The organism is Arcobacter siniprincipis (SeqCode) (assembly GCF_048571125.1).
GTDB lineage: Bacteria > Campylobacterota > Campylobacteria > Campylobacterales > Arcobacteraceae > Arcobacter > Arcobacter siniprincipis.
Map to the genome: position 1 here is coordinate 2,978,594 of NZ_CP182343.1, position 13,258 is coordinate 2,991,851.

Sequence of the window (13,258 nt, forward strand, 5' to 3'; positions counted from 1 at the left end):
TTAATCCAGTAAATGTTTTAAATTTGTATATTCTGTCTCTAAAACTGCCCTATTTTGTTCTAAAAATTCTTTTGTTTTAAAATTAAAAGAAACAATAAAATAACCATATTTTTCATCTACAGCAGGAGTTGAAGTATTTACATTTTCATCATAAAACTTATCTAAATCAAAATCTTTAGAACAAGCAATCAAGTGCACATTTAAAGCATTGCATAAAAGTTCATCTTCAATTATATTTGCCAAAACAAAAAATAATTCTTTGGCACCTTTTAAATCATTATAACTCCATTTCTCAATAGCATGTTCATAAAAAGCTCTTGTGTAGTAAAGTCCATCACTTTCTAAAGCTATCTTTTTTCCATTATTTACTATATTTTCTACATTTTCAAAAGATATTTTTAATATATTTTCATAAACTGTATTTATTTTTTCTTCTTCTAAGTCTAAAATCAATAAAGAATCTAAAACTTCATAAAGGGCAGAGATATTTTTACTCTCAATTGCATCATCTTTTGTTTTTTCTAAATAGCTTAAAAACTCTGGGTTCGTTCTAGCTTCATGTAATTCTTCATTAGTCATTCATAAAATCCTTCAATCTATTTAATACCTCTTTTGTTTTTTGTGCATTTTCAACTAAGGCAATTCTTACATAACCTTGTCCTATACCATTTCTTCCTAAAAAACTTCCAGGTAATACTTTTATGTTTTTTTCTTTATATAATCTTTTAGTAAATTCCAATTCATCACCAACTTTTAGCCAAATGTAAAAAGTCGCTTGTGGCATATCAAGTCCCAAAATTTCTTTGGCTAATTCAAAATTCTTTTTATAAGTATCTCTAAAAACTTGCACATGATTTTGATCACTCCAAGCAGTTGCAGCTGCATACTGTAAAGGAATAGGTGCTGCACACCCTATATATGTTCTATACTTCATATAATCTTTTAAAATATCTGCATCACCTGCTATAAATCCACTTCTCAAGCCTGGTGCACTACTTCTTTTTGAAATGGAGTTAAGAACAAGTACATTTTTAAACTCACTATTTCCAGCACTTATACTAGCTTCCAAAAGAGAACATGGTTTGTTTTTTTCATCAAAATATATTTCAGAATAACACTCATCATTTATCAAAACAAAATCAAACTCTAGTGCTTTTTTAACCCATAAAGATAGTTCTTCTTTGCTCATATTTGCAGCTGTTGGATTATTTGGATAATTTAGTACTACTAAATCACATTTTTTAAGTGTTTCATCATCTAAAAAAGCTTTATAATCATTCTCTTTAGTTAAATTTATATGAACAACTTCTGCTCTACTAGCAATTGCTGCACCTTCATATATTTGATAAAAAGGATTTGTAAAAGCAATTGTTGGGTTAGATTTATCAAACAAATAAAACTGTGGAAAGTTAAATAAAACTTCTCTTGTACCAAAACAAGGAATAATCTGATTTTCCTCTAATTTTACATCAAATCTTTTATCTACAAACTCTATCATTGCATTTGTTAAAAAACTTTCACCAGCAGTTTTTGGATAATTTCTTAAAAACTTAGTATGATTAGCTAAACTATCTTGAATAAATTGTGGTGTTTCAAACTGAGGTTCACCAATAGTTAAAGCACTTGCTTCGTATGAGCTATTTGGCTCAATTCCATCTAATAATTCATTTAATTTCTCAAAAGGATATTTTTCAAATACCATCTCTTACCTTTTTTTAGTTTTCTATTACTGGGATTAATAGTTGATTATTTTCTTTTATGTCAAAAGATAATAAATCAGAATTTGTATAAAAAAGTTTATTAAGTTTTCTTCTTAAAAACATATCTTTTTTTAAAGGCAAAATCTGAAGTATATTTTTTTGATTTTTTAGCTCTCTTATAGGATTTTTTTCTTTAGAAATAATCTCAACTTTTTGCCCAAATATTTTTGCCAAATTTTCAAAGTGATCTAAAATATATGATTTATCAGATTGTCCTGTTGGGTCCATATTAAATATTTTTGTTTTTAGTTTTAACTGACTTGAAACATCAAATATTATTGGAGAAATTTGTTCATATGATTTTGTATCATTTAATAAAATTATACTATTTTTTATCGTTGTTATATCACCTAATCCAGCTTTTAAAATAGGAATTCTAAGATCAACAAGTTTAGAGATTCCCTCTTTATTTTTAAATAGCTCATAAGAAATCATCATAAGACCAATATCAAATGTTCTTAAATCTTTTTTCAATAGTGCATCAAAACCTAAATTCCCATAATCTATTTCTATAGTAAGATTATTAACTTCGCCTAATTCATTTTTAATAAATCCCATCAAATCAACAGTTGTAGGTCTTGTTATTCTTAATATAAGTTTTTGGTTTTTTATTACTTGATTCAGATATTTTACATCTGTAACACACTTTTTAACTGTTTGCTCTGATTGTAAATACAAATCTAAATATAAATATAAATTGTGTCCAAATGGCATAGGAAACTGACCTTGTGTTTTGCCAATTGCATTATACACTTGCATCAAAACTTCAGGTTTTCCAATTACCAAAATCACATCATTTGGTTTTATTATAAGAGAAGGCTTGATTTTTATCATTTGTTGTTTTCTATACAAACCAAAAATTTTCCACTCTCGCTGTTCAATTGAACCTATATATCTATAAGCATATGAACTACCAAATGGAATTCTAATCTCCATTATTTCACCTTGCTTTAAACCTATATTTTGGGCAACAACTGGAATATTTGGAAGTCTTTCAACCATTCCATTTGCAAGAACATCTATTCCTTTATAAATATTTATGTGTTGGTCAGAAAGGTCAATTCCCCAATAATCCAAAATACTCATTTGCATTTTCGGTTTTTCTTCTTTTATGTTTTTTATTACATTTAACATCTCATCTTTTGAGTTAAGTGCAATAAGAGCTTGGGCATGGATATCTTTATCTAATACCATCGCAAGTTTTGATTTAGAAGTTGGGTCAAACTTAAAAAATGTAAAATTTGAAGGTCTTTTCTCAGGAATGATAGCTTCATTCATATAAACAACATCATATGAGTTATCACCAGTATTTGTCTCAATGACTCTTTGAAGGAGTTTTTTAGCAACAATACCATCTAATATAATTAATATCTTTTTCATTAAGGTATTATACCTTTTTCTTACTGATAGTGTGTTTTACCAAATTGCTTTTAATTTATAAATATAAATTTAAATGATATAATCCCAACTTTTAAAGGAAATTTATTAATGCAATTTAACATAGATGGAAAATCTTTTCACAAAACAAGAGCTTGTACAATAAAAACAGCTCACAGTACAATACAAACTCCAGTATTTATGCCAGTAGGAACACAAGCTACTGTAAAAGCTTTAGATGCAAATGATATGCTAAGCCTTGGTGCAAAAATTATTCTAGGTAATACCTATCACTTGTATTTAAGACCAGGAAGTAAACTAATTAAAAAATTTGGAGGTCTTCATGGCTTTTCAAAATTTCCAAACTCTTTTTTAACTGACTCTGGTGGCTTTCAAGCTTTTTCATTAAGTGATAATTCAAAACCTGATGAAGATGGAATTATGTTTAAATCTCACCTTGATGGTAGTAAACACTACTTTACACCTGAGAGTGTTCTTGATACTCAATATGAACTTGGAAGTGATATCATGATGATATTAGATGATTTAGTAGCTCTTCCAAATACAAAAGAGCGAATCAAAAAATCAATTGAAAGAACTACTCATTGGGCAAAAAAAGCTATTACATATCATAAAAGCCAACAAGAAAAAGGTATAGGTTTAAATCAAAATATCTTTGCTATTATCCAAGGTGGAACAGATAAAGAGTTTAGAAAACTAAGTGCCGAACAATTATGTTCTTTGACTGACTTTGATGGTTATGCAATTGGTGGATTAAGTGTTGGTGAACCAAATGCTGATATGTATGAAACAGTTGAGTGGACAACTAATTTTATGCCTGAAGATAAACCAAGATACCTTATGGGAGTTGGAACACCTGAAGACTTAATAGAAAATATTGAGCGTGGTGTTGATATGTTTGATTGTGTGATGCCAACAAGAAATGCAAGAAATGGCTCAATCTTTACAACATATGGAAAAATAGCGATTAAGAATGCAGGATTTAAAGAAGATCCTGAACCTATAGATCCAGATTGTGAATGTTACACATGTAAAAACTTTTCAAAAGCATATCTAAATCACCTATTTAGAGCAGGTGAAATAACATACTACAGACTTGCAACATTACATAATATTCACTACTACTTAACTCTTATGAGAGAAGCTAGAGAAGCCATTTTAGCTGATAATTGGGTGGAGTTTAAAAAAGAGTTTTATAAAAAAAGAGGCATTGAGATTTAAGTGTCTTAACCCCAGACAAAACTCTTTTTAGATATAATCCAAAAAATTAAAAGAGCAACTGCTTGCTCTTCTTAGAATTTTCTCAAAGAGAATGCAAGCACAAAACTACTTTTAAGGATTTTCATAAATCCTGTTAAAAAGCAGACAAATATTTCAGGTCCCTTTAAAAGGGTACCTTTTAGAGGAAAAGAAATGACTATTGATGATAATACAATTGATAAATTAGCAAAACTTTCTAGTTTGGAAATTGATGAAAATAAAAGAGAATCACTAAAAAATGAACTAGGTGATATTATTAATTTCGTTGAAAATTTAAATGAAATTGATGTAAGCCATATCGATGCAACATTCACAACAGTTGAAGGTGGAACACCACTTAGAGAAGATGTTGCTAGTCAAGATTTAGAGATGTCAAAACATATACTTTCACATGCTCCAAAAAGTGAAAATGGATACTTTATAGTTCCCAAAATCATAGAATAGAGCTTTTAGATGATTACTGTTTATGGAATAAAAACTTGTGGAAGTGTACAAAAAGCACTAAAATTTTTCAAAGAAAACAACATAGAAGTTGATTTTTTTGATTTTAAAAAAGATACACCAAGCGCTGAAAAAGTGAAAGATTGGACTGCGAAATCAGATATAAATATATTTTTTAATTCAAAAGGCACAAAGTATAAAACCCTTCAATTAAAAGAGTTAAATTTAGATGAAAATGGTAAATATGAATGGTTATGTAAAGAACCAATGCTTTTCAAAAGACCTGTAATAGAGTTTGATGATAAACTTGTTGTTGCTTTTGATGAAGAGATGTATAAAAAGACTTTTCTTTAAGTCTTTTTATACAAAGGTTTAAGAAGAAGCTAAATAATCATGCCCTATACAAGTCTCACAAGAGATAATATCATCATACATTACTTTTTCTAGTTTCAAATCTTTAAACTCTTTTGAAATTATATCAATAGCCACATAATCTGCTGAATATATTAAAGACCTACCCTTATCATTATTTACATAAACAACATTTTTTGTTTGTTTAAAAATATTATCTATGTGTTTTTGCCAATATTCTAAGAGTTCCTCATTATCACCGAGTTCATCATATTTAATATCCCAATGTAAACATAAGTCAGGGAATAATCCACAAGTTTTCATATCTTTAAAATCTAATGTTATACCCCATAGTTCCATAATATATCTCCTTTTTCTTTATTGTAATCCAATAAACTTAAAGAAATGAAAAATTTTTAAGTACTTATTTGTTTTCAGTTTCTATATTTTAAATAGTTAATCTATACTCAAAATTGGTTTATCTTTTACATTAAAAGTCTCTACTATAAACTCATTGTTCATATGAGTTACTAAAATATATGATTTTGGATTATCTTTATTTTTTAGCATAAAAGATGTATCTTTATCAACTACAATTTCATCAAACCCTAATGGGGTATATTGTTTAAATAAGTCATCTTTGAGCTGTTCATAAGTGGTGTCATATCTATCATCGATAATCATTTTAAAACTATTTTCATTGTCAATAAATTCTATTTCATTTAACTTCTCATGGGTTTCAATAATAGGTTGTTTGGAAATTATATATTCATAAGTTACAGATAAAAAACCAATAGAGAATACTGTAATAAAAATATTTAATAATGAATACAAAATACTTAAATCAGGAGAAATTAAAGCCATAAGAAACTTAATAGCTAATCCATAAACAAAATTAACAACTAAGGCAAAAACAATAGGAAAAACAATCACCATCATAAACACTAATAATTTATAGTTTTTTGATAAAACAAGTGCATCACCAAAATCTAATGGCTTATCAATAGCAATAGAAGGGAAGATTAAAGATATTCTTGAAGTAATCATTCCTATAAAACCTACAAGAATTACAACAACTAATATATTGTAAAAATATGCAACATTAGAGCCAAAGAAACCTTGAATGAACTTGCCAATAAATAGTGAAATAAAATATATTAAGAAAAATACCAAAGCCATAAGTAAACCTAAGCCAATACCTTTTAAGATAAAACTTATTTCTCTTTGACCAAATTTATAAACACCCCATTTGGGGGTATCTTCTTCACTTAAAAGTAATATCCTATGTACATTTATAGACATAATAATTGTCACTAAAAAAGATAATGCAGTTAAGATATAAAAAGTGCTTTTACTTATCATAATATTGGTACTATAGTATTCAATAACACATAATATAAGAAAAGGTATAAACAAAGCTCTCATTAAAATATACTTTTTCTCAAAAAGCAGGTCTAAAGTTCTTTTTATAATCTCTTTGTACATATTCTTCCCTTTTGAAGTTTTATCTTCTAGCTTCCTTTAAAGTCTCAGCAATCATAAATGATAACTCTAAGGCTTGGTCAGCATTTAATCTTGGATCACATTGTGTATGATATCTACTTGCAAGTCCCTCTTGAGTAATAGCAGAACTTGTACTTCCTGTACATTCAGTTACATTTTGTCCTGTCATTTCAAGGTGAATTCCACCTGCAACTGTACCTTCGGCACTATGGATTTGAAAGAATTGTTTAACTTCATTTAAAATAGATTCAAAATCTCTTGTTTTGTATCCATTATCAGTTTTTATTGTATTGCCATGCATAGGATCACTTGACCATAATACATTTTTACCCTCAGCTTTTACTCTTTTTAGTAAGTTTGGATAGATATCACCTATCTTTTGGGCACCCATTCTAACAATAAGATTTAATCTTCCAGCTTCATTTTCAGGATTTAAAGCATCAATTAATTTTATTAATTCATCCTCTTTCATTGAAGGTCCTACTTTACATCCTATTGGATTTTTGATACCTCTAAAGTACTCTAAATGTGCTCCATCAAGTTCTCTTGTTCTATCGCCTATCCATAACATATGAGCAGAACAATCATACCAATCACCAGTTAATGAATCTCTTCTTGTAAGTGCTTCTTCATAATTTAATAAAAGTGCTTCATGTGAAGTATAAAGCGTAGTTTGATTTAATTGTTGTGTATTTTCTGATGTAATTCCACAAGCATTCATGAAAGCTAAAGTTTCAGAAATCTTATTTGCTAAATCATCATATTTTACACCTAAAGTGTGATCTTTAATAAAACCTAAATTCCACTCATGTACTTGATGTAAATCTGCCATTCCACCTCTTGAAAATGCTCTTAAAAGATTTAGTGTAGCTGCACTTTGGTTATATGCTTTTAAAAGTTTTTTAGGTTTTGGCAATCTTGATTTTTCATCAAATTTAACAGAGTTTACAATATCACCTCTATATGAAGGAAGAGCAAGTCCGTCAATATTTTCAAAGTCATCACTTCTTGGCTTTGCAAATTGTCCTGCTATTCTTCCTACTTTTACAACTGGACAACCACCTGAAAAAGTCAAAACAATAGCCATTTGCATCATCACTTTAAATAAATCTTTGATGTTATTTGCATTGAAGGCATCAAATGATTCAGCACAATCTCCACCTTGAAGTAAAAAAGCTTTTCCTGCTACAACATCAGCTAATTTGCTTTTTAAGTTTCTAGCTTCCCCTGCAAAAATTAGTGGAGGATATGAACCTAACTCTTTTTCAACTTTAGCAAGTTTTTCTAAATCATTATAAGTTGGTTGTTGCTTTATTGGAAAGTCTCTCCAAGTACTTGGGTTCCAGTTATTCATACTCTTTACCTTTTTTTATTTTAATTATTATACTTTTAATTTTGATAAAAGTTCTTCAAATGATACTTTAAATGCTTCTAATCCATCACTTAATAATGTCTCATAAATCTCATTTGTATCAATACCATGTTTTGTAAGCATTTTGAAAAACTCATCACACTCATCTTCAGTGATTATTTTGCTAGGTTCTGTGCTACCACTTTGTACATAATCTTCAATAGTAGCCAAAGGAGCAGTATTTACACTATTTGGATAAAGTAAATTATCCACATAATAAGTTGATGGTAATTCATCACCTTTTACCCCAGTACTAGCAAAAAGCGTTCTAATATTATCATTATGAAATTTGTTTATTTCATGGTAACATTTTACAGCATTTATAATACCTAATTTGGCTTTTTCTATACCTTTTGCCCCAAATCTATTGTCACACAATCTATCAAATCTAGATACAAAAATAGAAATAACAGCTTTTGATTCTGTAATTGATTTTTCCATACCTCTATTTAAAGCATTTGCACAGCTAATAGCTTGTTCTGGTGAAAAGATTAGTGTTGCATTTACATTTATACCTTGTGAAGATAATTCTTCCATGGCTTTGTATCCAGCTTTTGTTGCAGGAACTTTAATCATTACATTATCATATGCAATTGTTTTATAAAGTCTAATTCCCTCTTCAATAGTGCCCTCTGCATCATCACTAAGTGTTGGGTCAACTTCTAGTGAAATAAATCCATCATCACTATCATTTTTATTCATAGGTTCTAATATTTCAGCTGCTCTTTTAATATCAGTCATAGCTACTTCTTCATAAATAGTCTTAGCTGTATTTACTTGTAAAATTCCTAGTTGTTGTTTATAAGCAACAGAGTTTGAAATTGATGATGCAAAAATAGCAGGATTTGATGTAGCACCTTGAATAACTTCATCTTTTACCAAGTCTTGAAACTGATTTTCTAAAAAATCTCTTTCAATAAAATCACACCATAACGAAAAATTTATCTCTTCTTTTAAACTCATATTTATTCCTTTTAATAGTCCCTATTAATAGGGATCTTTTCTTTTATGTCTTCTTTTTAGCATAGGAAATAAATTCCTATTAAAAGAATCCTGTGCTTGTACTCTCTTTGAGAAAACGCTTTTTAGATATGCTTCAAGATTTGTGTCAAATCTTTTGTATCAACAATAATATTTGCCTCTTTTTTCAAAATATCTTTTGCACAAAAAGCTACTCTTTTGTCTGCATATGGAAACATCGACACATCATTTGCTCCATCACCTGCTACTAGTGTATTCTCTTTTGAAACTCCTAGCATTGCTTGAACTCTTTGAATCATATCACCTTTAGAAAAGCCAAACATCATATCTCCACCAACAAGTCCAGTTAGAATTCCATTTTTGTGGTGTAAGATGTTTGAAAAGTCTGCATCAAGCCCAAGTTTTTCTTTTGCAGGAGTTGTTCCTATTCTAAAGCCACCTGAAAAACATACAACTTTGTAACCTTTTTCTTTTAGTTTTGCAACTGTTTCCATTGCACCTGGCATAAGTGGTAGATTTTTACAAATATCCACTGCCAAAGAATTTTCTAATCCTTTTAATAAAGCCACTCTTTCGATAAGAGATTCAAAGAAATCCAATCTACCAGACATAGCTTCTTCTGTGATTTTTGCAACTTTCTCTTCCAGACCTAAAGGTTTTGCTAGAAAATCAATAGTTTCCCCATCCATTAAAGTTGAATCAAAATCAAATACAGCTAATTTCATCATTTTCCCTATTTTTATGTCATTGTTCTTATTTTAAAAAGACATATATTACCAAAATTATACTAAAATGATTACTTTACGGTTTCAAAGCAAATATAAGGACAAAGATTGAAATTAGCATCTATTGATATAGGATTAAAAAGAATTGGTGTAGCTTTAAGCCTTACAAAGACTATAGTTAGCCCACAAACAGCCATCTTAAGAAAGAATAGGAACCAAGCTTCAAATGATGTTGATAGTTTTTTAAAAGAGTGGGAAATAGAGAAACTAATTGTTGGATTTCCAAGTTCAAGTGATGATATGCAAAAAAGAGTTAAGCACTTTGTAACTCTTTTAAAATTTCAAGGTGAAATTATTTTTCAAGAAGAAAATATGAGCTCCATTGAAGCTGAAGAACTAATGAAAGGTGATATCAAATATAAAAGAGATGGAAGAGTTGATTCTCTTGCAGCTAAAATAATACTTGAGAGATATTTGACAAAAAATTAATTATAGGGAGACCCCCTATAATTAAACTATTTTTACCAAGTCACAGTATCATTTGAGCCAATTTTTCCTATAACTACCTCATCTTCCCAAGTTACAAGTCCAGTTTTAATATCTGTTAGTGAAAGTTGAAAATAGTATTCAACTATTTGCTCATCTTTATTTGCTTTTGCTGTTCTTTGTAAGATGCTTCCTGAAAGTGATAAACTCGGAGCATAAAGTGTATTTTTTTGAATCGTCGTACTTTTTTTGAACTCATCATTATCTCTTAGTTTTCTACTATCTTGTGCTAAATCATCTCTTTGTGTTCCAACAGCTGATGTGATTATTGCTTTTCCAGAGTTTAATATTAATATTCTCATTTTTTTAGTTAAGAATTTTACATCAAATCTTTGAGTAGTATCATTAATTATATCACTCATCATAACAACATTTTTTCCACCACCACTTTTATCCAATGCACCACTTGATAATAAAGATTTAGCCATATCACTAGCTGCTTTTTCAAAATCTTGTCTATCAATTCCCATTGTTACAACTGAAGATTTTGGGGAATTTTCTGGTAAATACTCAGGTTTATGTGTACAACCTGCAAAAAATATTGTTCCTATAAATAGTGTTGAAATTATTAGTTTTTTATTTTTCATTTTATTCCTTAGTTTTGATATTCATAATGGCTACTATCTTTTCTTTGTTCATCATCTCTACTTGTATCTTGCACTCTTATTACAAAATCTTTGATTTGATTTGAAGGGGATACGCCATTAATGGTAAAATCCCTATTCTCTTCCACTGTTGCCATTTTCCATTTAGACAAAATTGTTTTTACTATAAAACCATTTTTATCTATCCAATCTATTTTGTAAGCTACATTTCTATTCATATAAGTTGTGTTTTTAAATCTAGCTTGTACAACCCAAAAGCCATCACTTTTTTGAAAATAGTTTAGTTTCTCAAGTTTTAGCCAAGTATCCAATGTCTTATCAATGACAATATGTGAATCATCACTTAGCTTAGGCTCAACTTTTACTTCTTTTTGTGCACACCCGCTAAGAAGTATAACACTTATTATTGTCATAATTAAATATATCTTTTTCATAAATCTCCTTTAAAATAAAATCTTATGAATTATATTATTTCCTACTGATTGTGATTTTACATAAATTAATGCATTTTTATCATTAGGAATAAAAACTTCCTTTATAATTTTACCTTCATTATTTTTAATTTCAATTGGTTTTCCATCAAGTTTTATCCTTAAACTTTGAAAGTTTTTAGGCAAAGCACTCCAAGACCTGACATCTGTTTTATTTGTCAAAGCTTGATACAAAACTCCTAAAAACCCAGCTAAGGGACTAGTATCATTGAGTTGTTTTTGTGTGATTGTCTTTGTAATTGTATTTGCTATGGCTTCACTTAAAATAGCTGGAAATCTTTTTTTAAATTCTGTTTTTATTACATTATCCATATTACAAACTTCTTTTGTATTTTTTCCAACGATATCTAAATAAGAATATGAACTATTTCTTTCAACAATCTTTGGCAAAGCAATGCCTGTATATATCACATTTCTTGAAAATATAAACAGTGGAATATCAATTCTTGTCTCATTTTTTATCATTCCTTTACCATTTTCATAAATAATCCAAGCATATTTTTCTTTTGATTCCCTCAAAGATGAATCAAGATATTTATTACTAAGTTCATAATCACTTTTTATTTGTTCATTTGATGGTTGCATTTCCATAGACTCTTTTAATAAATCCCTTGCCTTTATTGTATCTCCATCTAATAAAAAATATACTCCAGCCATATAAGTTGTGAAGGGATTTATAAAATCAGGATATGCTTTAAAATCATTTAACAAGCTATCATATTGTTTATATACAGCATTTTTGGCTTCTTTATTCTCTTTTTCTAAATTTACTTGTTCTTTTTCTATCTCACTTCTAAAATAATCTTTTGCTCTTCTTTGTCTATCCAAAGCTCTATTAAACTCTATTCTTGCATTTACATTATCATGTAAGCTTACATAATTTAAAGCTTTGTAAGTATTTACCATCACTTTTTCATAGGTGTTTCCCTCATACTCATTTGCATTATTATTTACTAAAATACTTTTTGAAGCCTCTAAGGTATTATCAAAAATTGTATCTTTATCTACTGTTTGTTTATACTTCTCTTCTGCTTCATCAAAAAAGCCATTACTTTTTTTATAAGCAAAACAATTTCTAGCCAATGAGCCACCTTGAATACCCCAAAGTATTGGATCATCATTCTCTTTTATCTTTTCTTCTATTTGAGTGTAATCACAATTTTTTGATTCTAAATTGTTATCAAAATTATTCAAAGAGTCTTCATATCCACTTATAACAGCACATCCATAAAAAGAGAATATAAATATGCTAGTAAAAAAAAGTTTTACAAATCCTCTTTTAGTCATAACTAGTTTTTCTCTAAAGCAACAACTGCTATTGCAAAGCCAGTATCATGGGTAATAGAAAGATGAGCATTTTTTATTGAAAAGTTATCTAAAACTTTTTGTGAGAAAGTTATAAGAGGAGCATTTTTAACTGTTTTAGAGATAATAATATCATGGAAACCACACTCCTCTCCTATCCCACAAGCAAGAGCTTTACTTGCAGCCTCTTTTGCAGCCCAAAAGCCAGCTGCTGTTTCTACTTTTTTGACAAGTTTTATTTCATCATCATTTAAATATCTTTGATAAGCTTTATTCCCAAACTTTTCATACATTTTTTCAATTCTTTTTATACTTACTACATCTATACCAATCATTTTTATCCTAAATATTTATTCTTAATTTATTAATTGTATAATTCTATCTTAATTTTGTAAATAGCTTTTTAATAAAAAGTTAACAGTATCAAACTTTTCGTTAGTAATTAGTACTGAAAATAATATAACAAATGCTAAAATACTTT

The 13,258-nt window shown here is 28.6% G+C and carries 16 protein-coding genes; 4 read left to right on the forward strand and 12 right to left on the reverse strand.

The features are described from left to right. From ACNI3D_RS15135 to ACNI3D_RS15145, 3 genes are read right to left on the reverse strand one after another with little or no spacing between them, the layout of a single operon-like run. Entirely contained in the window at window positions 1–579 is a 579-nt protein-coding gene (locus ACNI3D_RS15135; RefSeq protein ID WP_129099510.1) for a hypothetical protein, read from the reverse strand. After that, window positions 572–1,702, reverse strand: coding sequence for a succinyldiaminopimelate transaminase (locus tag ACNI3D_RS15140; protein ID WP_419767594.1), 1,131 nt, complete (start codon window positions 1,700–1,702; stop codon window positions 572–574). The genes ACNI3D_RS15135 and ACNI3D_RS15140 overlap by 8 nt, the downstream gene beginning before the upstream one ends. 13 nt (window positions 1,703–1,715) lie before the next feature. After that, window positions 1,716–3,140: a COG3400 family protein gene (locus tag ACNI3D_RS15145; protein WP_129099508.1), complete on the reverse strand. Its 1,425-nt coding sequence runs from the start codon at window positions 3,138–3,140 to the stop codon at window positions 1,716–1,718. A gap of 108 nt (window positions 3,141–3,248) precedes the next feature. On the opposite strand from ACNI3D_RS15145, the gene tgt reads away from it, so the two are divergent. From tgt to ACNI3D_RS15160, 3 genes are all read left to right on the forward strand, one after another. Next, on the forward strand, window positions 3,249–4,379 hold the full coding sequence (tgt, locus tag ACNI3D_RS15150) for a tRNA guanosine(34) transglycosylase Tgt (RefSeq protein ID WP_419767595.1): 1,131 nt from the start codon (window positions 3,249–3,251) through the stop codon (window positions 4,377–4,379). Between the two features lie 192 nt (window positions 4,380–4,571). Then, window positions 4,572–4,862, forward strand: coding sequence for an Asp-tRNA(Asn)/Glu-tRNA(Gln) amidotransferase subunit GatC (gatC, locus tag ACNI3D_RS15155; RefSeq protein WP_129099506.1), 291 nt, complete (start codon window positions 4,572–4,574; stop codon window positions 4,860–4,862). Window positions 4,863–4,871: 9 nt separating this feature from the next. After that, a complete protein-coding gene (locus ACNI3D_RS15160) occupies window positions 4,872–5,213 on the forward strand; it encodes an arsenate reductase family protein (protein WP_419767596.1) in 342 nt (113 codons plus the stop codon). Between the two features lie 18 nt (window positions 5,214–5,231). On the opposite strand, the gene ACNI3D_RS15165 is transcribed toward ACNI3D_RS15160, so the two are convergent. The 5 genes from ACNI3D_RS15165 to serB form a co-directional block, all read right to left on the reverse strand. Beyond that, on the reverse strand, window positions 5,232–5,570 hold the full coding sequence (locus ACNI3D_RS15165) for a hypothetical protein (protein WP_419767597.1): 339 nt from the start codon (window positions 5,568–5,570) through the stop codon (window positions 5,232–5,234). 96 nt (window positions 5,571–5,666) lie between these two features. Further along, entirely contained in the window at window positions 5,667–6,695 is a 1,029-nt protein-coding gene (locus ACNI3D_RS15170) for a hypothetical protein (RefSeq protein ID WP_419767598.1), read from the reverse strand. A gap of 19 nt (window positions 6,696–6,714) precedes the next feature. Further along, window positions 6,715–8,067 (reverse strand): class II 3-deoxy-7-phosphoheptulonate synthase, encoded by a 1,353-nt coding sequence (locus ACNI3D_RS15175; RefSeq protein WP_375724814.1) that lies wholly within the window; start codon window positions 8,065–8,067, stop codon window positions 6,715–6,717. Window positions 8,068–8,094: 27 nt separating this feature from the next. Further along, window positions 8,095–9,087, reverse strand: a complete 993-nt coding sequence (locus tag ACNI3D_RS15180) for a transaldolase (RefSeq protein ID WP_419767599.1) — start codon at window positions 9,085–9,087, stop codon at window positions 8,095–8,097. Between the two features lie 122 nt (window positions 9,088–9,209). Continuing rightward, on the reverse strand, window positions 9,210–9,842 hold the full coding sequence (serB, locus tag ACNI3D_RS15185; RefSeq protein ID WP_419769003.1) for a phosphoserine phosphatase SerB: 633 nt from the start codon (window positions 9,840–9,842) through the stop codon (window positions 9,210–9,212). 96 nt (window positions 9,843–9,938) lie between these two features. On the opposite strand from serB, the gene ruvX reads away from it, so the two are divergent. Next, the gene (ruvX, locus tag ACNI3D_RS15190) at window positions 9,939–10,319 is read left to right on the forward strand and encodes a Holliday junction resolvase RuvX (RefSeq protein WP_419767600.1); all 381 of its coding nucleotides are present in this window, start codon (window positions 9,939–9,941) and stop codon (window positions 10,317–10,319) included. A gap of 32 nt (window positions 10,320–10,351) precedes the next feature. On the opposite strand, the gene lpoB is transcribed toward ruvX, so the two are convergent. The 4 genes from lpoB to acpS are packed head-to-tail and all read right to left on the reverse strand — an operon-like array spanning window position 10,352 to window position 13,112. After that, window positions 10,352–10,963: a penicillin-binding protein activator LpoB gene (lpoB, locus tag ACNI3D_RS15195; protein WP_419767601.1), complete on the reverse strand. Its 612-nt coding sequence runs from the start codon at window positions 10,961–10,963 to the stop codon at window positions 10,352–10,354. 8 nt (window positions 10,964–10,971) lie between these two features. Continuing rightward, window positions 10,972–11,415 (reverse strand): YcfL family putative periplasmic lipoprotein, encoded by a 444-nt coding sequence (locus ACNI3D_RS15200; RefSeq protein ID WP_129099497.1) that lies wholly within the window; start codon window positions 11,413–11,415, stop codon window positions 10,972–10,974. Between the two features lie 9 nt (window positions 11,416–11,424). Then, window positions 11,425–12,759, reverse strand: a complete 1,335-nt coding sequence (locus ACNI3D_RS15205) for a COG3014 family protein (RefSeq protein WP_419767602.1) — start codon at window positions 12,757–12,759, stop codon at window positions 11,425–11,427. Window positions 12,760–12,761: 2 nt separating this feature from the next. Beyond that, entirely contained in the window at window positions 12,762–13,112 is a 351-nt protein-coding gene (gene acpS / locus ACNI3D_RS15210) for a holo-ACP synthase (protein WP_129099495.1), read from the reverse strand. Window positions 13,113–13,258 lie beyond the last annotated feature (146 nt).